Here is a 22,608-nt window from a genome sequence, read left to right on the forward strand (position 1 = left end):
GCACAGGCTCCCTAGAGAGACCCAAGAATAATTTCTTAACAAAGAAAATAGTACGATTCGCCGGCGCGCTTTATACCATAAACAGCCACAACACACCAACTTTTGTTGTATTTAATGCCGTCACTACAAAGGAAAGTTTGGCAGCAAATTACAGGGCTGGTACCATTAGCAACAGCTTTTTTAGGGTATATGATACTTACCTGCTTATTCATATCACGGCGGCTGGTTGATACTTACAGCCCCTACGGACACTTTTGCATGGCAATCTCAATCAAAACACCTGAAGATATTCAAAAAATGCGCGTTGCTGGCCGCTTGGCTGCTGAAGTGCTGGAAATCATTGAGCCTCACGTAAAACCAGGCGTCACCACCGGCGAGCTTGATCGTATTTGTCACGACCATATTACCAACAACCAGCAAGCGATTTCAGCTTGTCTTGGTTATCACGGTTTTCCGAAGTCAGTGTGTATTTCGGTCAATGAAGTTATCTGCCACGGCATTCCAAGTGACGACAAAGTCCTGAAAGATGGCGATATCGTGAACATCGACGTGACCGTGATTAAAGACGGCTTCCATGGCGACACGTCAAAAATGTTTATTGTCGGCAAACCAACCATCCTTGGTGAGCGTTTGTGCCGAGTGACCCAAGAAAGCCTGTATCTGGCTATCAAAATGGTCAAACCGGGTATCCGTCTGCGCACCTTGGGTAAAGAAATTCAGAAGTTTGTAGAAGCAGAAAACTTCTCTGTCGTCCGTGAATATTGTGGCCACGGCATTGGTGAAGGTTTCCATGAAGAGCCACAAGTTCTGCACTACGACGCTGATGACGGTGGCGTTGTCCTGCAAGCGGGTATGGCTTTCACTATTGAACCTATGGTGAATGCGGGTGATTACCGCATCCGCACCATGAAAGACGGTTGGACAGTAAAAACTAAAGATCGCAGCTTGTCGGCGCAGTATGAGCATACTATTGTGGTAACTGATAACGGCTGCGAAATAATGACGTTGCGCAAGGATGACACCATCCCCAACATCATAACGCACGAGTAATATGACAAGCCGGCATCCGCCGGCTTTTTTATGGGTTGCGTCTTTTTATCAACGGGGAATATATGTCTGACAATCACTCCGAGCATACTCTATCGCTGATCCCCACACCGGTTATTCCTGAGCAACCCGCATCACCGACCACCTATCTTGATAGCGAGCTGAATTGCCCGATACTCAAGCAACGGCTAGAGACTTTCCAGTCTTGGTTGGCTGATGCATTCAATGGCGGAATCAGTGCAGAGACATTAATTGCTGCGCGCAGTGATTACATCGACCGCTTGTTGCGGCGACTGTGGACATTCTATGGCTTTGATGATGTGCCAGAAACCGCGCTGGTTGCCGTCGGCGGTTATGGTCGTGGTGAATTGCACCCACTATCTGATATCGATGTCCTGATTCTGACCAAACAACGCCTGAACGACGAACAAGCTCCGCGAGTCGGCCAATTAATTACGTTGTTATGGGATTTGAAGCTGGAAGTCGGTCATAGTGTGCGCACTCTGGAAGAGTGTTTGCTGGAAGGTTTAGCCGACCTCACTGTTGCCACCAATATGATTGAATCGCGTCTAATTTGTGGCGATGTCGCGCTGTTCCTACAGATGCAAAAACATATTTTCAGCGAAAATTTCTGGCCCTCCCCCCAATTTTTCCATGCCAAGCAGGTTGAGCAACAAGAGCGGCATAAACGCTATCACGGCACCAGTTATAATCTCGAGCCAGATATCAAAAGTAGCCCCGGCGGCTTAAGGGATATTCATACCTTACAGTGGGTTGCCCGCCGCCATTTTGGCGCAACATCTTTAAGTGAAATGGTTGATTTTGGTTTTCTCACCAAAGCCGAGCGCAACGAACTGATTGAAAGCCAAAGTTTTTTATGGCGCATCCGCTTTGCTTTACATTTGGTACTGAACCGCTACGACAACCGCCTGTTATTTGATCGCCAACTGAGTGTTGCTCAACTTTTGCAATATCAGGGCGAAGGTAATGAGCCGGTCGAACGTATGATGAAAGATTTTTATCGCATGACACGCCGGGTTAGCGAACTGAATAACATGCTGTTGCAGTTATTTGATGAAGCCATTTTAGCGCTGGATGCCAATGAGAAACCACGGCCACTGGATGATGAGTTTCAGTTGCGTGGCGATTTAATCGATCTGCGTGATGAAAATCTCTTTGTTGATAAACCTGAAGCTATAATGCGCATGTTCTATCTCATGGTGCGCAATCAGGACATCAAGGGCATTTACTCCACTACCGTGCGCCGTTTACGCCACGCCCGCCGGCACCTGAAACAGCCATTATGCAATATCCCTGAAGCCCGCAGGCTGTTTATGGCCATTTTACGCCACCCAGGGGCGGTTTCTCGGGCATTGTTACCTATGCATCGCCACAGCGTACTATGGGCCTATATGCCGCAATGGGGCAGTATTGTCGGGCAGATGCAGTTTGACCTGTTTCATGCTTATACCGTCGACGAGCACACTATCCGAGTGTTACTTAAACTCGAAAGCTTCGCCGATGAAACAACCCGCCCGCGTCACCCTCTTTGTGTCGAACTTTATCCGCGCCTTCCTCAGCCTGAATTACTGCTGCTTGCAGCACTGTTCCACGATATCGCCAAAGGACGAGGGGGTGACCATTCAATATTAGGCGCTCACGATGTGCTGGAATTTGCCGAGCAACATGGGCTGAACTCACGCGAGGCCCAATTAGTTGCCTGGCTAGTCCGTTGCCATCTATTAATGTCAGTTACAGCTCAACGCCGAGATATTCAAGACCCGGCGGTTATTCAGCGATTCTCAGCAGAAGTGCAAAGTGAAACCCGCCTGCGTTATTTAGTCAGCCTGACTGTGGCCGATATTTGTGCCACCAATGAAAACCTGTGGAATAGCTGGAAACAAAGTTTGTTGCGCGAACTTTATTTCGCCACAGAGAAGCAACTGCGCCGCGGCATGCAAAACAGCCCAGATTTACGCGAGCGCGTCCGCCATCATCGGCTACAAGCGCTGGCATTGCTGCGCATGGATAATATTGATGAAGAAGCGCTGCACCGTATCTGGAGCCGCTGTAGAGCAGATTACTTCCTGCGCCATTCTCCCAATCAATTAGCCTGGCATGCCCGCCATTTACTGGAGCATGACTCAACCAAACCACTGGTGCTGGTCAGCCGTCAGGCCACACGGGGTGGGACTGAAATCTTTATTTGGTGCCCTGATCGCCCGTCATTGTTTGCCGCTGTTGTCGGTGAGTTGGATCGCCGAAACCTAAGTGTCCATGACGCACAGATTTTTACTAATCGAGATGGCATGGCGATGGATACTTTTATTGTGTTGGAGCCGGATGGCAGTCCATTGGCACAAGACCGACACCCTATTATCATCCATGCTTTGCAGCAAGCAATGACGCGACAAAACTACCAACATCCACGTGTCAGGCGGTTATCACCCAAATTACGGCATTTCAGCGTACCGACTGAAACCAACTTCTTGCCAACGCACAATGAACGCCGGACATATCTGGAACTCATTGCGCTCGACCAACCTGGGTTATTAGCGCGTGTCGGTGACATTTTTGCTGATTTAGGATTATCACTGCATAGTGCGCGCATCACCACAATCGGCGAACGGGTAGAGGATTTATTTGTGTTAGCAGATAAAGACCGCCGTGCTTTAAGCATTGAAACTCGTCGTGAATTAGCACAGCGGTTGACAGATACCCTCAATCCGAACGATAAACTGTGATACAAATATCTTTTTAGTCATTAATTTTTCTTACGATGGGAAAAAACAGGATGCAGCAACTACAGAACGTTATTGAAACCGCTTTCGAGCGCCGTGCAGATATCACCCCGGCAAATGTTGACACCGTAACGCGCGAAGCGATTAACCACGTGATTGATCTGCTGGATACCGGCGCGCTGCGGGTGGCAGAAAAGATTGATGGCCAGTGGATTACTCACCAATGGCTAAAAAAAGCCGTGCTGCTGTCTTTCCGCATCAATGACAACCAGGTCATGGAAGGCGCAGAAACGCGTTACTACGATAAAGTCCCGATGAAGTTTGCTGGCTATGACGAAGCCCGTTTCCAACGTGAAGGTTTCCGTGTTGTACCTCCGGCAACCGTGCGTAAAGGCGCATACATTGCGCGTAATACTGTACTGATGCCTTCCTACGTTAATATCGGTGCTTTTGTTGATGAGGGCACCATGGTCGACACATGGGCAACAGTAGGTTCTTGCGCACAAATCGGTAAGAATGTTCATCTGTCTGGCGGCGTTGGCATTGGCGGCGTATTGGAGCCACTGCAAGCTAACCCAACCATTATCGAGGACAACTGCTTTGTCGGCGCGCGTTCAGAAGTGGTCGAAGGGGTTATTGTTGAAGAAGGCTCGGTTATTTCCATGGGCGTTTTCATTGGTCAAAGCACCCGTATTTATGACCGCGAAACTGGCGAAATCCATTATGGTCGTGTTCCCGCTGGCTCTGTCGTCGTTTCAGGTAATCTCCCATCAAAAGACGGTAGCTACAGCCTGTACTGCGCGGTCATCGTGAAGAAAGTCGATGCGAAAACCCGTGGAAAAGTCGGCATTAATGAGTTATTACGCACCATCGACTAAGATTGAAGATAGCGGGCTAATTACCCGCTATTTTTTTGCCTTGTGAGTTAATCACATTTTTTGGCGAAAATTACCGTCATAATCATAATCTGTGGAATATAGACCTAAAGTAATTGGCATTTACAGGGAGACCGCAAGCTAATCCCCAGCAATTCCAAATATGAAAGGGATAAAACTAAAAAGGTGGCGCTATGTATGACAATCTGAAAAGCTTAGGAATCACACAACCAGAAGATGTCGATCGCTATAGCCTGCGTCAGGAGGCCAATAACGACATTCTGAAAATTTACTTCCGCAAAGATAAAGGTGAATTTTTTGCTAAGAGTGTGAAGTTCAAATACCCACGCCAGCGCAAAACTGTGGTTGCTGATAATGCTGGTCATGGCTATAAAGAAATCAATGAAATCAACCCAAATCTACGCTATGTCATTGATGAGCTTGATCAACTGTGCAAGCGCGATCAAGTTGAAGTTGATTTGAAACGTAAAATTCTAGATGACTTGCGTCATTTAGAGAGTGTAGTGACCAATAAGATTGCTGAAATTGAAGCTGACCTGGAAAAACTGACCAACGGCCGCTAAATCTGGTTTTTAATATTGCTAAAGTCACTGGAGTTGCAGGTGAATAAACATCGCCCTCACCTGCAATTTCATGGATAGAGATATATACCCTAAATAATTCGAGTTGCGGAAAAGCGGCCAACGCACATGCAGCTTGAAGTATGGCGGGTATAGTTATTGAAATAAATAGTTATTGAAGTAGGCGGCCCCACTGCTCTACCCACGAAGCTGAAACCACCTCTGGCTCTGGGTGTTCGGTGGCATCAATCTCCAGCCTTTCGCCAATTCTCGTAGCACCCTGCTCTTGCAGCAATTCATCAAATGCACGCCCGGCACCACAGAAGCTATCATAGCTGCTGTCACCCAACGCAATCACGCCATAGCGCAACTCTGGCTGGAAGCCAACTTGATCGCGCACAGCGGCAAAGAGCGAAGCAATACTGTCAGGGAAATCCCCCTGCCCGGTTGTCGAGGTCACCACCAGCGCATAATGTTGACGATAATACTGCCAGGCCTCTAAAGTGCCCTCATCGAACACTTTGACCTCATGCCCCTGTTCTTTCAGTATATTTTCAGCTTCTTCCGCAACTAATAGCGCGTTACCGTAGACCGTGCCGACAAAAATCCCGACCTGAGCCATAAAAAATATTTCCTTTTAACGAGAAAAATTACGCACTATCCTGACCTGCAGTTGCTGGAAACTCAACCCTTTCAAGATGAGGGGTAATACCCCGCCAGCCAAAATGTGACATCAGCTGTTGCCAGGAATCATCCCAACGCGCGGTCAAATTGAGTGGCTCTCCGGTGACAGGGTGATTCAGATGCAAATGGCTGGCATGAAGCATGAGCCGTGAACAATCAAAATGCTCAGCAATTCCACGATTTTGGCGTAAATCGCCATGGGTGCTGTCACCGATGATAGGGTGGCGAATGTGCGCCATATGCCGCCGTAGCTGGTGTTTACGCCCTGTTTCTGGCTTTAATTCCATTAAACTGCGCGCAGTGTCATAGCGCCCAATGGCAATGGGAACTTCCACTTGAGCCAGTGCGTGATAATGGGTAACCGAAGGCTGCGGGGCTTTATCTGGCCGGGCAAATTTATCCGCAATTTTGTCTAACTCTTCGGTCATCTCGTAATCAATCGTGCCATCTTCCAGTACATATCCACGTACAACCGCATGATATGTTTTCTGAATTTGATGCTGCTCAAATTGTAATGAAAGGGCACGGGCCACATCACTGGACAGCGCCATCAGCAACACACCTGATGTCGGGCGATCCAGTCGATGGACGGTATAAACATGCTGGCCAATCTGGTCGCGTACTGTTTGCATTACAAATACAGTTTCGTTGCTATCCAACCAACTGCGGTGGACAAGCCAGCCAGCCGGTTTATTGACCGCAACTATATGTTCATCTTGATAAAGTATTTCCAACATTAGTGACTTTCTTTATTCAGCAGGTCATCGAGGCGCTGTAATTCAACCAGCAGTAAGGTGCAATCTGGACGGCCCTCACCACTCAGCGCCTCTTCAAAGTAGGGTGTAATGGCAAAACGAGTAGGGAGTGGCCCTTTCGATTCCAGCAATGCATACATCCGAGGAATAAGTACCCATTGCAACCACTGCTCAGCATCCATGGTATCAATGCTGAAAGGCTCATTACTTTCAAAAGCCTCGACTGACGGTGGAACAGATTGCCAAAGGTCAATTGCCCGCATGGCAAGCTCGATATTTTGTAGGCTCTGGCGCACCTGATTTTCTGTATTCATGATTATGCTCTCAACCAAAAAATAACCATTCACCGGGCTGGTTCAACGGCGGCCAAGCATACCATTGAAGAAGAAGATGCCAAAATCCCCTCTAAACGATAGGCATAGGTTGAATAAAATACAGATAAAAAAAGGGGTACTGTTTTACCAGTACCCCTCTATTCGTTTCATAGCAATCCAGCTAAAAGTGATGCTCCCTGCTCAATCCTTGAAAACTTTTCCGTGCGGTTATCCTAACCAGCAATCCGTCGCGTTGTCCTACACCATCCCGGTGTCAATCCTGAGGTTATCCTAACCCACCAATCATCCTGAACTGGCTCTCAATCTCCATCCTGGAGGTGTCCTTTGTTTCGTCCTGAAACATCCCTTCACTCATCCTAAGCAGTCCCTGTGTTCTTCATCCTGAAGTGGCATCATCCCGATACCGTCCTTCTCGACCAGATCCTATCCAGCGAGTAAAGGATCGCTTAATCAACAAAGAGAGACAAGGTATCGTCAGAATAATGAGGAAATGCTTTTATATATAAAAAAATGAATGTTTATAACGAAATGATTTTATTGAAGATAAACCCGACACAATAATTTCACATAAAATGAATAGAAGTGATGTCTCACAGCCCGTGTGCGAGATCTCTCACACGAGCTGTATTGGAAAAAACAATGACCATTTATTTATTCAGGAAATACTGGTCGTAATGCATCCAGAAAATGAGTGAGAGTCGATGCCAACAATGTCCGTTTTCCGCTACCAAACTCCTCTAACACCACATTGCCAGTAACATTACACAATGAGGCCATGGTCATTTCCGATTCTGTTGTCGCCAAAAACAGTGTCGGTGAGAGTTTTAGCCTTTTTTGTGTCACCAAATGACCAATGAGATTCTCCTGTAAACGGATAAAGTCATCTTCACTCCAAACTTGCAGCAAGGTAAAGCGGTGGTCACCTAAATCTGCTTTCATATCTCCGGCATATTGCTGGGTATAAAACTCATGAATATCGGGATGAAGTTGAATCTCCAGTGCCCGTTCAATATTAGCGAGATTAGCACCCGTGACAAAAGGCTGTGGTAACCAAAATACCTGATTATCCTCAGTTTCTATATTACACGGAGAAGGAACCCCATAAAGTTCCTCACTGGCAGGTGGCCGCCCAGTTTGCTGCTGCCATAAATCAATATAGCGCTGGGTAAAACCCTTGAGTGCCGTTGAAACGTTCTGGTCCATTATTATTCTCTGTATCGCGGCGGCTTGCTCTGCACCCTGGAGGGCATAGCTCTCACTCAGAAATGCAGTTAAACGCGGCATTAATTGATAAACTACAGCTATTGTACCTTTCTCTCATCATGGGAACAGCATGTCTTCATATCAAGACCACGAAGCTCTGGCGGAACTGACGTTAGGCAAACCTACTGCATATCGCGACCACTATGACGTAACCTTATTGCAGGCCGTACCACGCAGTATGAACCGCGAACCCCTCGGTTTATATCCTGATAATCTGCCCTTTCATGGCGCGGATATCTGGACATTGTATGAGCTGTCGTGGCTAAACAGTAAGGGCTTACCACAAGTTGCTGTGGGTGAAATTAGCCTAAATGCTGATAGCGTTAATCTCATTGAATCAAAGAGTTTCAAACTTTATCTCAACAGTTTTAACCAAACCACGTTTACTGACTGGGAAAATGTACGAACAACTTTGCAACAGGATTTATCCGCCTGTGCTCAAGGAGATGTGAATGTCAGGCTATACCGGCTAGATGAAATAACACATCAACCGATTGCCAATTTCACGGGGGAATGTCTGGACGAGCAAGATATTCGCATTGATAGCTATGAGTTCAGTGCCGATTATCTGCAAGGTGCGGCGGGTAAAAACCACGTGGAAGAAAACCTGGTCAGCCACTTGCTTAAGTCCAACTGCTTGATAACCCACCAACCAGATTGGGGTTCAGTCCAAATCAGCTACAGCGGCCCACAGATTAACCGGGAAGCCCTACTGCGCTATCTGGTCTCTTTCCGCCATCATAATGAGTTTCACGAACAGTGCGTCGAGCGTATTTTCAATGACATTATGCATTTCTGTCAGCCAGAAACATTATCAGTTTATGCGCGCTATACCCGTCGCGGCGGGCTGGATATTAATCCCTGGCGTTCCAATACTGATTTTGTGCCATCAACTGGCCGCCTGGCACGGCAATAAATGCGTACAGATGCGCAACTTTATCACCGGTTGTACGTTAGTATTGGCAAAAAATGAGCGACAACGTTAAGGTTATTTATAGGTTCCTCATGCTATTTTTAGTATAAGAATCAGTAATGAATACTTAGTGGCCTCTGATATTCCACGGAAAACAGAAAGCAACACTCTGATACACAGGCACTACCACCCTCAAGGGTGTAAAGGAGTAACTTTGATTACACATGTCAGTCCACTCGGTTCAATGGATCTGTTATCACAGCTCGAAGTGGATATGCTCAAGCGTACAGCCAGCAGTGATCTGTACCGTTTATTTCGCAATTGCTCATTAGCTGTTCTCAATTCAGGCAGCCTGACCGATAACAGCAAAGAGCTTTTATCTCGCTATGAAACCTTTGATATCAATGTGCTTCGCCGCGAACGTGGTGTAAAACTCGAACTGGTTAACCCACCAGAGCATGCTTTTGTTGATGGTAAAATTATCCGCTCTTTGCAAGCAAACCTGTTTGCGGTGTTGCGTGACATTTTGTTTGTGAATGGTCAAATCGTCAATGCTGGGCGTTTCCAACATCTCAATATGGAAAGCTCCAGCCATTTGACCAACCTGGTCTTTTCAATTTTGCGTAATGCCCGTGCCCTACATCTTGATGAAGATCCAAATATGATTGTGTGCTGGGGCGGCCATTCAATCAATGAAACCGAATACTTGTATGCCCGTAAAGTTGGCAGCCAATTGGGTTTGCGTGAATTGAATATCTGCACCGGCTGTGGGCCAGGGGCGATGGAAGCACCGATGAAAGGCGCCGCTGTTGGCCATGCCCAACAACGCTACAGACAAGGCCGCTTTATCGGGATGACCGAGCCGTCAATCATTGCTGCTGAGCCGCCAAACCCATTAGTCAATGAGCTGATTATCATGCCAGACATTGAAAAACGGCTAGAAGCTTTCGTCCGTATCGCCCATGGCATTATTATTTTCCCTGGCGGTGTGGGGACAGCAGAAGAATTGCTTTATTTATTAGGTATTCTGATGAACCCGCATAATAAGGAGCAGGTTTTACCCCTGATCCTGACGGGGCCTAAAGAGAGTGCGGATTATTTCAGGGTCGTGGACGAGTTCATCATGAACACGCTGGGTGATGAAGCACGTAAATACTACCAAATAATTATTGATGACCCCGATGAAGTCGCGCGTCAAATGAAGAAAGCAATGCCATTGGTGAAAGAGAATCGCCGTAATACCGGGGATGCTTATAGCTTTAACTGGTCTATTCGTATCGAGCCAGATTTACAGCATCCTTTCGAGCCAAACCATGAAAATATGGCGAATCTGGACTTATCCCATAATCAAGCCCCAGAGAAGCTAGCGGCAGCATTACGCCGTGCTTTCTCCGGTATTGTGGCGGGTAACGTCAAAGAGGTCGGGATTCATGCAATTGAAGCTCATGGGCCATTCAAATTGCACGGTGACCCGCTACTGATGAAGCAAATGGATCAATTGCTGCAAGGCTTTATTATCCAGCAACGGATGAAGCTACCGGGCAGTGACTACACACCTTGCTATGAAATCTGTAGTTAAAAAATCAGTAACTTTCACCGGTAGTGCGAGCAGGATCCCCCGGCTGGCGCTACCTGAAAGTTATTTGAATCCCTGCAGGTTCGCTCTTTATAGTAAAGAATGGCCAATAAAATAGCCCTCACGGGATAGGTTTTAAGACAGTCCATGCAAATTCATCTTCTTATCGTCGACGCCCTTAACCTGATTCGCCGCATTCACGCGGTGCAAGGTTCACCTTGTGTGAATGCTTGTCAGCATGCACTGCAACAGCTGATTTCACATAGCCAACCAACTCACGCCGTCGCCGTTTTTGATGAAGATGACCGCTCGGATAGTTGGCGGCATCAACTCTTGCCCGATTACAAAGCGGGCCGCTCACCGATGCCAGACAATCTGCAACAAGAAATGCCGCTAATCCGTGAAGCATTCCATTCATTGGGTGTTGATTGCTGGAGCTCTCCGGGCAATGAAGCTGATGATCTTGCTGCGACATTGGCGACAAAAATCGGTGGGGCTGGGCATCAAGTGACTATTGTTTCAACCGACAAAGGCTATTGCCAGTTGTTAGCACCGAATGTACAAATTCGTGATTACTTTCAAAAACGCTGGCTGGATATGCCGTTCGTAAAACAAGAATTTGGTGTATTACCGCACCAATTGCCTGATTACTGGGGACTTGCTGGGATCAGCAGTAGTAAAATTCCGGGTGTCGCCGGCATTGGAGCAAAAACTGCCGCGCTGTTATTGCAGCAAATTAGTAATCTGGAAGAACTCTATCAAGAGCTAGATTCAGTGCCGGAGAAATGGCACAAAAAGTTGCAACAGCACCAAGAGATGGCTTTTATTTGTAAGCAAATTGCGACACTAAAAACTGATTTGCCATTAAGCGGCAATTTGCAGCAATTACGTTTGAATCGATGATATCAGCATAAAAACAAAGGGGCCAATTGGCCCCTTGTGCGTAAGACAGACAGGTCTATCACTAAAATTTAAAAACGCTCATCACGGCGGCCCGGCGCGCCAGACCAGATACGGCGCACATGTACCGTCACTTCTTCACGGTCATGATAGAGTTGTTTGGCCTGAATATGGGCATTGATGCCATTTTCTTTTAGCTGCTCATCAATCATTTCCAGATTCTCCGAAACAACTTCAAAACGTTTTTTCATCGGTAATTTCAGGTTAAAAATCGCCTCACGGCACCAACCATTCACCAACCATTTGATAATAAGTTGGGTGACTTTAGCCGGTTTCTCCACCATATCGCACACTAACCAGTAAATATTGCTGCGCGTTGGTTCATATTTAAAACCATCAACACGATGATGCGTAACCTGCCCGGTATCCATCAAACTTTGTGCCATCAAGCCATTATCAATGGCCTGAACCATCATGCTGCGTTGCACTAGCTGATAAGTCCAACCTCCGGGGCAAGCACCTAAATCAACAGCATGCATACCACTGGCCAATCGCTCTTCCCATTCATCTTGTGGAATAAATACATGGAAAGCTTCTTCCAGCTTTAAAGTTGAGCGACTTGGTGCGTCTGATGGGAACTTAAGGCGCGGAATCCCCATATAGAACGGGGAGTTATTGTTACTGTAAGAATAACCGACATAACAACAGCCCGATGCAATAAAGAACACATGTACCACTGGCCGGTGTGCATTCTCACGGACAGACAGAATTTTTTGTTCACGCATTGCGCTACGCAGCGGCACTGTCAACTTACGGCAAAACTTAAGTAACTCTTTGCTTTCATTAGTGTCAGCAACTTCAACTCGCAGTTCACCGGCTTTTTCGACAACACCGACCAACATGCCAACAATAGGCGATACCCGATCTTCCGGCGGTAAATCTTTCAATAACTCGCCCACGACCATCATTTGACGGGCGAAAATCAATTCGCGGAATGGTACTTCACGAATCAGACGATCTGCATCTTCTAACTGATAGCATTCAAATAGCACATAACCGCTATTGTCTTTTACTCGCGCGAAACCAAAGATTTCAAGCTGTGCTGCTTTGGCGGTAATTTCCGCCGCACACTCTTTCTCAAAACCTGAGCGGCAATATAAAGCAATTTTATTATTCATGGCGTTCTGCCCTTTTTCTTAGACGCAGCGCGCCAATCAACATCAAAATCCATCCCGCCAGAAAACATACTCCGCCCACTGGCGTGATATATACCCACAGTTTCAGGTGTGATAGAGCCAGGCAGTATAAACTGCCACTAAAGAGTAGCGTTCCGAGCGCTAACAAGGCTCCACTCCAGTAAAACCAAATACTAATCTGCCGTTGCATTGCAACCGCGAGTGCCAGGATAGCCAATGTATGGAACCCCTGATACTCCAGCCCGGTATGAATCCAAGCCATTTCATTCGCCCCCAAAGAGGCACTCAATACATGAGCCCCAAAGGCACCGAAAGCAACATAGAAAAAACCGCTCAGAGCGGCAAATATCAGCATTAAACGACCATTCATCGTCATTAACCTTAAATTAATATCGCCTGGTAATAATTAAAATTAGTTGTCGTAGCGAAAACGGAGCTTTTCCTGTTCGCTAGCTGCTCTTGCCAGTATCCACTGACGAAAGGCGGCTATTTTACCCAGTTCTGCCTGACTGTCATGACAAACCAGATAAAAAGCATTTTTACTTACCAGCACTTCATTAAACGGGCACACCAACCGCCCAGCTTCAATCTCAGATTGCGCCATAACATTATTCACCAGCGCAATACCTTGACCATGAACAGCGGCCTGAACCACCATTACACTGTGACTAAATATTGGGCCTTGCTGCACATTAATCTGCGGTACACCCAATTGACGGGTATACGCCATCCAATCTCGGCGGGAAGTATCATGCAACAAGGTATGATTAGCCAGATCTGCTGGTACTTTTAATCCATTATCGCCCATTAATAGGCTAGGCGCACAAACAGGAAGCAAGAATTCGGCATACAGACGTTCAGTGCGCAAACCGGTCCAATTTCCCCGACCATAAAATATCGCCACATCTACATCATCAGCCAGTTTATCCTCTTCCCGATCCACTGCCTGGATCCTGACATCAATACCCGGATAAGCAGCATTGAATCCAGAAAGGCGGGGAACCAACCATTGAATAGCAAAACTAGGGGGAAGACTGACAGTCAGAGCACCTTTGGCGCTGCGTGCCTGCAATTTGCGAGTGGCTTCATTGATGGAGGTGAAAATCTCTTTGATGTCGAGGTAATAACTCTGTCCTTCTTCTGTCAGCAGCAAAGAGCGGTTACGCCGACGAAACAGTTTTAGCCCGAGGAAATCCTCCAGTGACTTTATCTGGTGACTAACCGCCGCTTGCGTGACAAATAATTCATCAGCAGCTTTAGTAAAACTCAGGTGACGCGCGGCCGCATCAAAGACCCGCAAGGCATTCAGTGGTGGTAATCGTTTTGACATGAATTGGATACTTTTTTATAACGGCTCATCTTCAGATGAAACCCTTTGTTTACTTATTAGTTTTTGTAATCCGAGACATTATAAATTGTCCGTTGATGATGCGCCAGCAAATACCTATAGTGGCGGCACTTCCCAAGCCGGAACGAAAAGTAGGTTTAGTATCCAGGTACTGAATTGCTTTTGGCTTTGTGGTTGTGATGTTGTGTTTGCAAATGGTCTGGTGTACCAGACATAGTAGCTAATCTACTGTTTTTTTTCACTTCCTGTACATTTACCCTGTCTGTCCATAGTGATTTTATGCAGCACCGCAATTTTTGCGGTGCTTTTTTTTTGCTCCATTCCCAGCACTGACTTCTTTTTAAGAACCTAAATGTAAGTTAATAACCTAAATGTAAGCGCCACTTTGTATTGCGTAGAGTTAAGCTTAAATTTAAGTTGTTGCAGAGGACTCCAGGACATATCAGATTTCTGTCGAAAATAACTTGGCGGCTTAACTACTTGCCCTCAGCCATTTCTTTGACTTCTGAGCGATTAATTTGCTGTTCGGTGCCATTGGCATCGGTGTAGCTTATCATCCCAGTGTCATCATCTACTTTAGGTTTACCATCAGCAACGATAGTGCGACCATCATTAGTGTGCATCACATAGTTGCTTGAACAGGCTGCTAAGGTAAAAGTGAGCATAAGTGCAGAAATTACGGCAGCTGTCTTTTTCATGGGTGACTCCTTGCAGATTAAAATGCTAAAAAAATCGTTTCCATTACCAGACAAATGGTTATGTCCGTTACTATTTAGCATAACCCTCTTGAGTCATATTGCCAGCCATCAGGGCCATTAGTCGGCTAGTTGTGGCTAAAATGAGACAGTTCCGAAGTGACCCAAAGGATACAAACAACAGAATGAAGTCTTTTAATCCAACGGATTTTCGCCAGGAATTCCCGGCAATTAACGATGAAATAATCTATCTGGACAGTGCAGCGACGGCCCTGAAACCGCGCGCCATGATTGACGCTACCCAGTTGTTTTATCAGCAAGATTCCGCGACAGTGCACCGCAGTCAACATCAATCTGCATTGTCATTGACCGCTCGTTTTGAAGAAACCCGCCAGCAGGTAGCTGACTTTATTAATGCGCCGGACGCAGAAAATATTGTTTGGACACGCGGCACAACCGAAGCCATTAATCTGGTAGCGCAAAGTTATGCTCGCCCTCGCCTACAGACTGGGGATGAAATTATTGTCAGCGAAGCAGAACATCATGCCAATTTAATACCCTGGCTTATGGTTGCTGAACAAACGGGTGCCAGAATCATTAAATTACCCATCGGCCTCGACCATCTGCCCGACTTACAACTATTACCTCAGTTATTCAGCAATAAAACCCGCATATTGGCGCTAGGCCAGATGTCTAATGTGACAGGCGGTAGCCCGCAATTAGCAGAAGCCATTGAATTCGCCCATCAACATGACTGCATCGTGATGGTCGATGGTGCACAAGGAATTGTTCATAGCCCGGCAGATGTTCAAGCGCTTGATATTGATTTTTATGCTTTTTCTGCTCACAAGCTATATGGACCCACCGGTATTGGCGTGTTGTATGGCAAATCTGAACTGCTGAAAGAAATGCCCGCCTGGCAAGGTGGCGGTAAAATGCTAACTCATGCCTCATTCGGCGGTTTTATACCCCATGAAGTGCCTTACCGCTTTGAAGCCGGTACACCTAATATTGCGGGGGTGATTGGTTTATCGGCGGTATTGAGTTGGCTGGAACAGATTGATCTGGACGAGGCCGAAATTTATAGCCAAAAACTGGCGACTTTAGCGGAGAATAAACTGGCTCAATTACCGGGTTTCCGTAGCTTTCGTTGTCAGCAATCAAGCTTGCTAGCATTCACTTTTGATGGTGTTCACCACAGTGATTTAGTGACGTTATTGGCCGAACAAGGGATCGCGCTGCGGGCTGGCCAACATTGCGCACAACCGTTAATGGCGGCGCTGGCAGTAAGTGGTAGTTTGCGTGCTTCATTTGCGCCTTATAATACCGAAAACGATGTTGAAACGCTGTGTTCAGCTATCGCCAAGGCGCTGGAATTATTACAAGATTAACGACTGGTAGATGATAATTTCGCTAATAAGAGAAAAAAATAATGATTGCTCCACACCCCTTTGGTCATGATATTACGGCCTCTACTCTGCTTGAGACATTCAGTGCTCATCAACAGTGGGAAGATCGCTACCGCCAGTTAATCTTGCTGGCGAAGCAGCTCCCGCCATTACCAGAATCATTAAAGCAAAATGAGTTGGAATTGACTGGATGTGAAAACCGGGTGTGGCTGGGGCATGAGTGTTTGCCGGATGGGCGCTTACATTTCTACGGTGACAGTGAGGGGCGCATTGTTCGTGGGTTGCTGGCTGTTATTCTGACAGCTGTGGAAGGTAAAACGCCGCTACAAATATTGGCAGAAAATCCCCTGGCCCTGTTTGACCAATTGGGGTTACGGCAACAATTAAGTACCTCTCGCGCCAGCGGTTTACAAGCACTGGCGCAAGGTGTGCAGGCGATTGCAGCTAAATACGTGTCATGATAGTGACTGCCCCTGACGGGCAGCTTTCGCCATCATTTTCTTCAATGCATGGGACACCGCAACAAAACCAAAAGTCGCGGTGACCATGGTGGCCGAGCCGAAACCTGATGTGCAATCCATCTTTTTTGGCCCCTCGGCAGTGCTGCGCGATGCACACACCGAACCATCACTCTGCGGGTAAACTAAGGGTTCGCTGGAGAAAACACAGTCAATCCCCAGCTTACCTTTGCTGTTTTTCACCACGTTAAAATCACTTTTCAGTCTTTCACGTAACTTCGCGGCTAAAGGGTCTTGAATTGTTTTCGCCAAATCCACTACCTCAATGCGAGTTGGGTCTATCTGTCCACCAGCGCCACCCGTCGTCACCACCGGGATTTTATACCGACGACAATAAGACAGCAGCGCGGCTTTGGGGCGCACACTATCAATGGCATCAATAACATAGCTAAAGTTTTTATCTAAAAGCTCCGCAACATTATCCGCAGTAATAAAATCATCAACACACGTCACTTTGCATTCAGGATTGATAGCCAGAATACGTTCAGCCATGACTTCTGTTTTAGCCTGTCCGACATTGCTCCGTAAAGCATGAATTTGGCGATTGGTATTCGTGACGCAAACATCATCCATATCAATTAATGTAATCGCACCAATCCCAGTACGCGCCAGTGCTTCGGCCGCCCATGAACCCACGCCGCCAATACCGATGACACAAATATGCGCCTGCGAAAAAAGTGTGAGTACCTGCTGCCCATAAAGGCGAGCAATACCACCAAATCGCTGTTGGTAAGCTTCTGAATAGGCGGTGCTCATCGACTTGTTACCTTCATAACTTATTACCTTTATAGCCTGGAAAAATAATACGAATACAAAAGCGGCCAATTGGCCGCCAGAGAAAGGGTTGAATAGGTTACATCACCGCTAGCTTATTGGCCCTGATTCTTCACTAACAGCGAAGAGCCATTACCGGATAGAGAGGCCGTTTTCTCCCCTTGATAAGCGGTAAATAGCGGCCCATTACTTTGCGCATTTTTTAACACCCAAACACGTCCATAATGGTTGTAGAAACCAGCGGCTTGACCAGCTTCATGCCCAATCCCTTGATATATATCAAAATGCTGGCCTTTAATTGCGCCACCCACATCCAGCGCCACCATCAAACGCATCTGATAGTGGCCAGTGAATTTACCTTGATTATCCAATAAGGGGACTTCCGCTAACAGTGTGGTACCCGGTGGAATCAGTGAACGATCAGAGGCAACCGAAGCTTTGGCAATCAATGGAACCGCACTGGCCCCTTTCACCGGCGCATACATTTCCGGTTTGAAGAAGACAAAGGACGGATTCTGCTCTAATAACTCTCTGACCTCAGCTTCGCTGTGAGTTTCAGCCCAATGGCGGATAGCTTGCATCGACATATCCGCTCTAGCGACTTCACCGCGGTCAATCAGCACTTTGCCGATACTGCGGTAAGCATGCCCATTTTTACCCGCATACCCGAAGAAAGTCAGTGGCCGCCCATCACCATAGTCAATATAACCGCTCCCCTGCACTTCCATCATAAAATTATCTACCAACGAATTGGTGTACGCGATAATTAAATTGTTGTTATCCAATGCACCTGAATATATCGCCGCGCGATCGGGTAGACGGCGCTTTCCTTTAGCAGGCATACGATAAAGTGGATGGCGGAATTCGCCTTGTCGTGTATAGCGGGCTTGCAGTACCGGCGTGTAGTAACCGGTAAATTGTACATTACCGAAATTATCCACCCCTTCCATCTGATAGGCATTCAGACCGAACAAACTTAACTTACTGGTATCTGCCCCAGCTAACATCCAGTTTTCAACCGCATTAAAGGTGCTGCTGTTGCGGTTATACAGACCCGGTGAAGATTGGTTAATCACTTTCACCTGATCAGAAAAATCTTTGGCGTTGACTGGCTTACCTGTTGCGTGTGGTTCATTCACCAACTCTAGTGGATGCTCCAGACGCCCATCTTTATATTGCTGCCCACGATCGGTTGGCCGGGATTGGCAACCAGCCAAAACAGCAATCATTATTCCACTCAGTAGGTATTTGCCCCAACGACTTGTCATTTCACGCCTTCTCTTCTCTTACTTACTTTTATCTACCGGATTTTATCTACCGGCGAACGATAACAAACGCCTATAGATAAAGGAATCAGCATGCAGAAAAAAATCCCCTGACACCATTGTGGGGAAAAAGGAAACAGATAGTTGATAAATTAATCGAAAAAACCTATTTACCCTAATTAAGTGGCAAAACTACTTGCAACAGATCTCATCCAGAGTATAGTGCGCTCAATCGGACGCGGGGTGGAGCAGCCTGGTAGCTCGTCGGGCTCATAACCCGAAGGTCGTCGGTTCAAATCCGGCCCCCGCAACCAACCGATACTGGCTACCAGCAGTATCAAATATTGTCCGATAGTCTTGAAAGTTAAGATGAATTAGGTAGAATGCTTGTTAAGTAGTAAAGCAGTAAAAATGTAATGACGGACGCGGGGTGGAGCAGCCTGGTAGCTCGTCGGGCTCATAACCCGAAGGTCGTCGGTTCAAATCCGGCCCCCGCAACCAATTACATGATTAAGTCAGATAGAAAAGTATTAAGACGGACGCGGGGTGGAGCAGCCTGGTAGCTCGTCGGGCTCATAACCCGAAGGTCGTCGGTTCAAATCCGGCCCCCGCAACCAATTCTTAATCATTTCATATCACTATAAGACACCCTCAAGGGTGTTTTTTTGTTTCTGGCGTTATACCCGTCATACTTCAAGCCGCATGTGCGTTGACTGCTTTCGTTAACCCGAATCATTGACTCGCGTCAACTCATCGGGATGAATGTGCCTCACCCCTGAGGCACACCCTGCGGGCAGCATAAATGCTGTTCAAATCGGTTCCCGACCGATTTGTATCTCAGTTGCCGACTTCCTGCAACTCGAATTATTTAGGGTATATTTCAATTAATAGCAACATCCATTCATTAAAGTCGGGCCATCGCCCCACCATTAGCAAAATAAGCTTTGATACCGGCAAAGATGGACTCAGCCACTTGCTGCTGAAAATGGCTGGTTCGTAACTTTCTCTCTTCTTCCAAATTGCTGATAAACGCCGTTTCCACCAAAATTGATGGGATATCAGGCGCTTTCAAGACGGCAAAACCCGCTTGATCAACACGGTTTTTGTGGAGTTTATTAATTTTCCCCATACGATTCAGCACTTCTTTACCAAATTTCAGACTGTCATTGATAGTTGCGGTTTGCAGCAAATCAATCATGGTATGGTCAAGATAGCGATCACCACTCTTGCTAACCCCACCAATCTGGTCTGACTCATTCTGCGTTTGCGCCAGAAAACGCGCAGCGGTACTGGTTGCCCCTTTGGTCGATAACGCAAAAACCGACGAACCTTTAGCGGCCCGGTTGGTAAAAGCATCGGCATGGATTGAAATGAATAAATCCGCACGGAGCTTACGGGCTTTAGCCACCCGCACTTTCAAGGGAATAAAGACATCTTCATTGCGAGTCATAAATACCCGCATATTCGATTCTTTCTTTATTAAAGCCTGCAATCTGCGGGCAATTTGCAACACAATATCTTTCTCACGGGTTTTATTATAGCCAATAGCCCCAGGATCTTCCCCGCCGTGCCCTGGGTCTAACATGATAACAATCGGCCTATCTCGCCCTGCTTTACCTGCTTTGGGTGCTTCTACAGGTAAAGTGCGCTCCACATTGCCTTTATTGTAATCTTCTAATAGTGCCAGCAACGGATCATCTTCAGCCGAGGTTTTCCCCTCTTGCGGATAAAGATCCACCACCAAACGATTCCTAAACTCAGCAAAAGGTTTAAGAGTAAAAAGTTGTGGGCTAATACTTTGCTTCAACTCCAAAACCAGCCGAACAGTATTTTTATCAAACTGCCCTACCCGCGCCTGCTTGAGGTAAGGGTCACCAGACTGAACTTGCTTGGTAATCTCTTTTAGTACGCTATTGAGATGCACGCCTTCAATATCAACCACAATCCGGTCCGGATTCGTCAACGCAAATTGACGATACTTAAGTGGTGTATTGGATTCCAGCGTTACCCGGGTATAGGTTGAAGAGGGCCAAATCCTGACGGCAATAATATGTGAAGAAGCAGCAAATCCAACCCGGCTGACACTCAGTAGCCATGCTGCAGCAGCCCCGTGTAGTAGACGGCGACGCCCAGAATTATGATTTGAATCTGCCATGTAACTCCAAAGTAACGACCAAAATATGAATAAAAATAGAACAAAAAAAATCACGAGGAAAAACTTTAACGAATCGATCCCATGCTGTCATTAGAAAAACATTTTTATGTGATTCAACTCATTAATACAAATACGCCATACATATGCATTTAATAGCAATTTCTTGCTTGCCATCTTGGTCAAAAAAGAATAAAAATACAAAAATACCGAATAAAAATTCAAAGAGGATCTGCCGTGAAGGAACGTAGTACAGAACTGGTCCAGGGATTTCGTCACTCAGTTCCCTATATCAATGCGCACCGCGGCAAGACATTTGTTGTCATGCTGGGTGGCGAGGCGATTGAGCATGAAAACTTTTCTAGTATCGTTAACGATATAGGCTTATTGCATAGCCTTGGGATCAGGCTGGTTGTGGTATATGGCGCTCGTCCACAAATCGACAGCAATCTGGCACAGCATCACTACGAACCTATTTATCACAAGCATACCCGAGTCACTGATGCCCGGACGTTGGAAATGGTCAAGCAGGCGGCGGGTTTATTGCAATTAGATATCACCGCAAGATTATCAATGAGTTTGAATAATACTCCGCTCCAAGGCGCGCATATCAATGTGGTCAGCGGCAACTTTATTATTGCTCAGCCCTTGGGTGTAGATGATGGTGTAGATTATTGCCACAGTGGCCGTATCCGCCGGATTGATGAAGAAGCAATTCATCGCCAATTAGACAATGGCGCGATTGTGTTGCTGGGGCCAGTTGCGGTGTCAGTCACCGGCGAGAGCTTTAATCTGACCTCAGAAGAAGTGGCGACTCAGCTAGCTATCAAACTGAAAGCTGAAAAAATGATTGGTTTTTGCTCATCCCAAGGGGTGACAGATAACGAAGGCAATATTATTTCAGAACTGTTCCCGAATGATGCGCAAAAACGGATTGAAGATCTGGAGCAAGAGGGTGATTACAACTCGGGGACGGTCCGTTTTCTGCGTGGGGCTGTGAAAGCTTGCCGCAGTGGGGTACGCCGCAGCCATTTACTGAGTTATCAGGAAGATGGGGCGCTGGTGCAAGAACTGTTCTCCCGTGATGGTATCGGTACCCAGATTGTGATGGAGAGTGCGGAACAAGTTCGTCGCGCAACCATTAATGATATTGGCGGCATATTGGAGCTGATTCGCCCGCTGGAGCAACAAGGTATTTTGGTGCGCCGTTCACGTGAGCAGCTTGAAATGGAGATAGACAAGTTCACCATTATCGAGCGGGATAATTTGACCATTGCTTGCGCCGCGCTTTATCCTTTCCCCGAAGAACAAATCGGTGAAATGGCCTGTGTCGCGGTACATCCGGATTATCGCAGTTCATCCCGAGGGGAAATGCTGTTAAAACGGGTGGCTAATCAAGCACGGCAAATGGGCCTTAAAAAGCTGTTTGTATTGACTACCCGCAGTATTCACTGGTTCCAAGAGCGCGGTTTTACTCCCGCCGAAGTTGATGTGTTACCGATTCAGAAGCAAGAATTGTATAACTATCAACGTCGCTCAAAGATTCTGCTGGCAGATTTGTAATCTGAAGGGGCGTTCGCC

The 22,608-nt window shown here is 46.7% G+C and carries 21 protein-coding genes and 3 tRNA genes; 13 read left to right on the plus strand and 11 right to left on the minus strand.

All coding sequences use genetic code 11. The features are described from left to right. Positions 1–258: 258 nt before the first annotated feature. The 4 genes from map to DXZ79_RS15645 all read left to right on the plus strand — a co-directional run bounded on the left by map (position 259) and on the right by DXZ79_RS15645 (position 5,247). A complete protein-coding gene (gene map / locus DXZ79_RS15630; protein WP_038631243.1) occupies positions 259–1,050 on the plus strand; it encodes a type I methionyl aminopeptidase in 792 nt (263 codons plus the stop codon). Positions 1,051–1,112: 62 nt separating this feature from the next. After that, a complete protein-coding gene (gene glnD / locus DXZ79_RS15635; RefSeq protein WP_120011427.1) occupies positions 1,113–3,791 on the plus strand; it encodes a bifunctional uridylyltransferase/uridylyl-removing protein GlnD in 2,679 nt (892 codons plus the stop codon). A gap of 50 nt (positions 3,792–3,841) precedes the next feature. Continuing rightward, complete coding sequence (gene dapD / locus DXZ79_RS15640; RefSeq protein WP_038631238.1) at positions 3,842–4,666, plus strand: 2,3,4,5-tetrahydropyridine-2,6-dicarboxylate N-succinyltransferase; 825 nt, start codon at positions 3,842–3,844, stop codon at positions 4,664–4,666. Positions 4,667–4,857: 191 nt separating this feature from the next. After that, on the plus strand, positions 4,858–5,247 hold the full coding sequence (locus DXZ79_RS15645) for a DUF3461 family protein (RefSeq protein WP_004391709.1): 390 nt from the start codon (positions 4,858–4,860) through the stop codon (positions 5,245–5,247). Positions 5,248–5,416: 169 nt separating this feature from the next. Here DXZ79_RS15645 and DXZ79_RS15650 read toward each other — a convergent pair whose 3' ends face one another. The 4 genes from DXZ79_RS15650 to syd all read right to left on the minus strand — a co-directional run bounded on the left by DXZ79_RS15650 (position 5,417) and on the right by syd (position 8,221). Then, the gene (locus DXZ79_RS15650; RefSeq protein WP_038631235.1) at positions 5,417–5,866 is read right to left on the minus strand and encodes a flavodoxin; all 450 of its coding nucleotides are present in this window, start codon (positions 5,864–5,866) and stop codon (positions 5,417–5,419) included. Between the two features lie 28 nt (positions 5,867–5,894). Then, positions 5,895–6,665, minus strand: coding sequence for a tRNA pseudouridine(65) synthase TruC (gene truC, locus DXZ79_RS15655; RefSeq protein WP_120011428.1), 771 nt, complete (start codon positions 6,663–6,665; stop codon positions 5,895–5,897). Further along, positions 6,665–6,997 (minus strand): YqcC family protein, encoded by a 333-nt coding sequence (locus DXZ79_RS15660; protein WP_038631231.1) that lies wholly within the window; start codon positions 6,995–6,997, stop codon positions 6,665–6,667. Before DXZ79_RS15660 ends, truC begins: the two co-directional genes overlap by 1 nt. 672 nt (positions 6,998–7,669) lie before the next feature. After that, positions 7,670–8,221, minus strand: a complete 552-nt coding sequence (gene syd, locus DXZ79_RS15665; RefSeq protein ID WP_038631229.1) for a SecY-interacting protein — start codon at positions 8,219–8,221, stop codon at positions 7,670–7,672. Between the two features lie 130 nt (positions 8,222–8,351). On the opposite strand from syd, the gene queF reads away from it, so the two are divergent. From queF to xni, 3 genes are all read left to right on the plus strand, one after another. Beyond that, a complete protein-coding gene (queF, locus tag DXZ79_RS15670; protein WP_038631227.1) occupies positions 8,352–9,197 on the plus strand; it encodes an NADPH-dependent 7-cyano-7-deazaguanine reductase QueF in 846 nt (281 codons plus the stop codon). Between the two features lie 211 nt (positions 9,198–9,408). After that, positions 9,409–10,773, plus strand: a complete 1,365-nt coding sequence (ppnN, locus tag DXZ79_RS15675; protein ID WP_038631224.1) for a nucleotide 5'-monophosphate nucleosidase PpnN — start codon at positions 9,409–9,411, stop codon at positions 10,771–10,773. Between the two features lie 144 nt (positions 10,774–10,917). Continuing rightward, positions 10,918–11,673: a flap endonuclease Xni gene (gene xni, locus DXZ79_RS15680; RefSeq protein WP_038631222.1), complete on the plus strand. Its 756-nt coding sequence runs from the start codon at positions 10,918–10,920 to the stop codon at positions 11,671–11,673. A 68-nt stretch (positions 11,674–11,741) separates the two neighbouring features. On the opposite strand, the gene rlmM is transcribed toward xni, so the two are convergent. From rlmM to DXZ79_RS15700, 4 genes are all read right to left on the minus strand, one after another. After that, a complete protein-coding gene (gene rlmM, locus DXZ79_RS15685; RefSeq protein WP_038631220.1) occupies positions 11,742–12,848 on the minus strand; it encodes a 23S rRNA (cytidine(2498)-2'-O)-methyltransferase RlmM in 1,107 nt (368 codons plus the stop codon). Beyond that, positions 12,841–13,236 (minus strand): DUF423 domain-containing protein, encoded by a 396-nt coding sequence (locus tag DXZ79_RS15690; RefSeq protein ID WP_072076318.1) that lies wholly within the window; start codon positions 13,234–13,236, stop codon positions 12,841–12,843. Before DXZ79_RS15690 ends, rlmM begins: the two co-directional genes overlap by 8 nt. Before the next feature lie 42 nt (positions 13,237–13,278). After that, complete coding sequence (locus tag DXZ79_RS15695) at positions 13,279–14,196, minus strand: transcriptional regulator GcvA (RefSeq protein ID WP_038631218.1); 918 nt, start codon at positions 14,194–14,196, stop codon at positions 13,279–13,281. Positions 14,197–14,690: 494 nt separating this feature from the next. Next, positions 14,691–14,912 carry a YgdI/YgdR family lipoprotein gene (locus DXZ79_RS15700; RefSeq protein ID WP_032820367.1) on the minus strand — a complete coding sequence of 74 codons (222 nt, stop codon included), beginning with the start codon at positions 14,910–14,912 and terminating at the stop codon, positions 14,691–14,693. 182 nt (positions 14,913–15,094) lie between these two features. Between DXZ79_RS15700 and csdA the strand changes: the two genes are divergently transcribed. Both csdA and csdE read left to right on the plus strand, forming a co-directional pair. After that, positions 15,095–16,300 (plus strand): cysteine desulfurase CsdA, encoded by a 1,206-nt coding sequence (csdA, locus tag DXZ79_RS15705; protein ID WP_038631216.1) that lies wholly within the window; start codon positions 15,095–15,097, stop codon positions 16,298–16,300. Positions 16,301–16,341: 41 nt separating this feature from the next. Further along, complete coding sequence (csdE, locus tag DXZ79_RS15710) at positions 16,342–16,779, plus strand: cysteine desulfurase sulfur acceptor subunit CsdE (RefSeq protein WP_172667619.1); 438 nt, start codon at positions 16,342–16,344, stop codon at positions 16,777–16,779. Here the strand turns inward: csdE and tcdA are convergent. Together tcdA and mltA are read right to left on the minus strand one after the other, a co-directional pair. Beyond that, complete coding sequence (gene tcdA / locus DXZ79_RS15715) at positions 16,774–17,592, minus strand: tRNA cyclic N6-threonylcarbamoyladenosine(37) synthase TcdA (RefSeq protein WP_038631213.1); 819 nt, start codon at positions 17,590–17,592, stop codon at positions 16,774–16,776. The two genes, csdE and tcdA, sit on opposite strands and share 6 nt — an antisense overlap. 113 nt (positions 17,593–17,705) lie before the next feature. Next, a complete protein-coding gene (gene mltA, locus DXZ79_RS15720) occupies positions 17,706–18,878 on the minus strand; it encodes a murein transglycosylase A (RefSeq protein WP_038631211.1) in 1,173 nt (390 codons plus the stop codon). A 234-nt stretch (positions 18,879–19,112) separates the two neighbouring features. Between mltA and DXZ79_RS15725 the strand changes: the two genes are divergently transcribed. From DXZ79_RS15725 to DXZ79_RS15735, 3 genes are all read left to right on the plus strand, one after another. Continuing rightward, positions 19,113–19,189: transfer RNA gene (locus DXZ79_RS15725), tRNA-Met, on the plus strand. Positions 19,190–19,299: 110 nt separating this feature from the next. Next, positions 19,300–19,376 (plus strand) — tRNA-Met (locus DXZ79_RS15730). A gap of 39 nt (positions 19,377–19,415) precedes the next feature. Beyond that, positions 19,416–19,492 (plus strand) — tRNA-Met (locus DXZ79_RS15735). Positions 19,493–19,779: 287 nt separating this feature from the next. Here DXZ79_RS15735 and amiC read toward each other — a convergent pair. Then, entirely contained in the window at positions 19,780–21,030 is a 1,251-nt protein-coding gene (gene amiC, locus DXZ79_RS15740; RefSeq protein WP_038631209.1) for an N-acetylmuramoyl-L-alanine amidase AmiC, read from the minus strand. A gap of 234 nt (positions 21,031–21,264) precedes the next feature. Here amiC and argA point away from each other — a divergent pair, with 234 nt between their 5' ends. Beyond that, a complete protein-coding gene (gene argA, locus DXZ79_RS15745; protein WP_038631207.1) occupies positions 21,265–22,590 on the plus strand; it encodes an amino-acid N-acetyltransferase in 1,326 nt (441 codons plus the stop codon). Positions 22,591–22,608: the final 18 nt, after the last annotated feature.

This window comes from Yersinia rochesterensis (genome assembly GCF_003600645.1).
GTDB classification, from domain to species: domain Bacteria; phylum Pseudomonadota; class Gammaproteobacteria; order Enterobacterales; family Enterobacteriaceae; genus Yersinia; species Yersinia rochesterensis.

What these genes read in the sequence shown, in the direction of transcription:
- rlmM (WP_038631220.1), bottom strand. Translation starts at nt 12,848, where the DNA reads ATGAATAATAAAATTGCTTTATATTGCCGCTCAGGTTTTGAGAAAGAG.
- DXZ79_RS15660 (WP_038631231.1), bottom strand. Translation starts at nt 6,997, where the DNA reads ATGAATACAGAAAATCAGGTGCGCCAGAGCCTACAAAATATCGAGCTT.
- xni (WP_038631222.1), top strand. Translation starts at nt 10,918, where the DNA reads ATGCAAATTCATCTTCTTATCGTCGACGCCCTTAACCTGATTCGCCGC.
- truC (WP_120011428.1), bottom strand. Translation starts at nt 6,665, where the DNA reads ATGTTGGAAATACTTTATCAAGATGAACATATAGTTGCGGTCAATAAA.
- DXZ79_RS15695 (WP_038631218.1), bottom strand. Translation starts at nt 14,196, where the DNA reads ATGTCAAAACGATTACCACCACTGAATGCCTTGCGGGTCTTTGATGCG.
- glnD (WP_120011427.1), top strand. Translation starts at nt 1,113, where the DNA reads ATGTCTGACAATCACTCCGAGCATACTCTATCGCTGATCCCCACACCG.
- DXZ79_RS15645 (WP_004391709.1), top strand. Translation starts at nt 4,858, where the DNA reads ATGTATGACAATCTGAAAAGCTTAGGAATCACACAACCAGAAGATGTC.
- tcdA (WP_038631213.1), bottom strand. Translation starts at nt 17,592, where the DNA reads ATGAGCACCGCCTATTCAGAAGCTTACCAACAGCGATTTGGTGGTATT.
- mltA (WP_038631211.1), bottom strand. Translation starts at nt 18,878, where the DNA reads ATGACAAGTCGTTGGGGCAAATACCTACTGAGTGGAATAATGATTGCT.
- DXZ79_RS15650 (WP_038631235.1), bottom strand. Translation starts at nt 5,866, where the DNA reads ATGGCTCAGGTCGGGATTTTTGTCGGCACGGTCTACGGTAACGCGCTA.
- queF (WP_038631227.1), top strand. Translation starts at nt 8,352, where the DNA reads ATGTCTTCATATCAAGACCACGAAGCTCTGGCGGAACTGACGTTAGGC.
- DXZ79_RS15690 (WP_072076318.1), bottom strand. Translation starts at nt 13,236, where the DNA reads ATGAATGGTCGTTTAATGCTGATATTTGCCGCTCTGAGCGGTTTTTTC.
- csdE (WP_172667619.1), top strand. Translation starts at nt 16,342, where the DNA reads ATGATTGCTCCACACCCCTTTGGTCATGATATTACGGCCTCTACTCTG.
- dapD (WP_038631238.1), top strand. Translation starts at nt 3,842, where the DNA reads ATGCAGCAACTACAGAACGTTATTGAAACCGCTTTCGAGCGCCGTGCA.
- csdA (WP_038631216.1), top strand. Translation starts at nt 15,095, where the DNA reads ATGAAGTCTTTTAATCCAACGGATTTTCGCCAGGAATTCCCGGCAATT.
- amiC (WP_038631209.1), bottom strand. Translation starts at nt 21,030, where the DNA reads ATGGCAGATTCAAATCATAATTCTGGGCGTCGCCGTCTACTACACGGG.
- DXZ79_RS15700 (WP_032820367.1), bottom strand. Translation starts at nt 14,912, where the DNA reads ATGAAAAAGACAGCTGCCGTAATTTCTGCACTTATGCTCACTTTTACC.
- map (WP_038631243.1), top strand. Translation starts at nt 259, where the DNA reads ATGGCAATCTCAATCAAAACACCTGAAGATATTCAAAAAATGCGCGTT.
- syd (WP_038631229.1), bottom strand. Translation starts at nt 8,221, where the DNA reads ATGGACCAGAACGTTTCAACGGCACTCAAGGGTTTTACCCAGCGCTAT.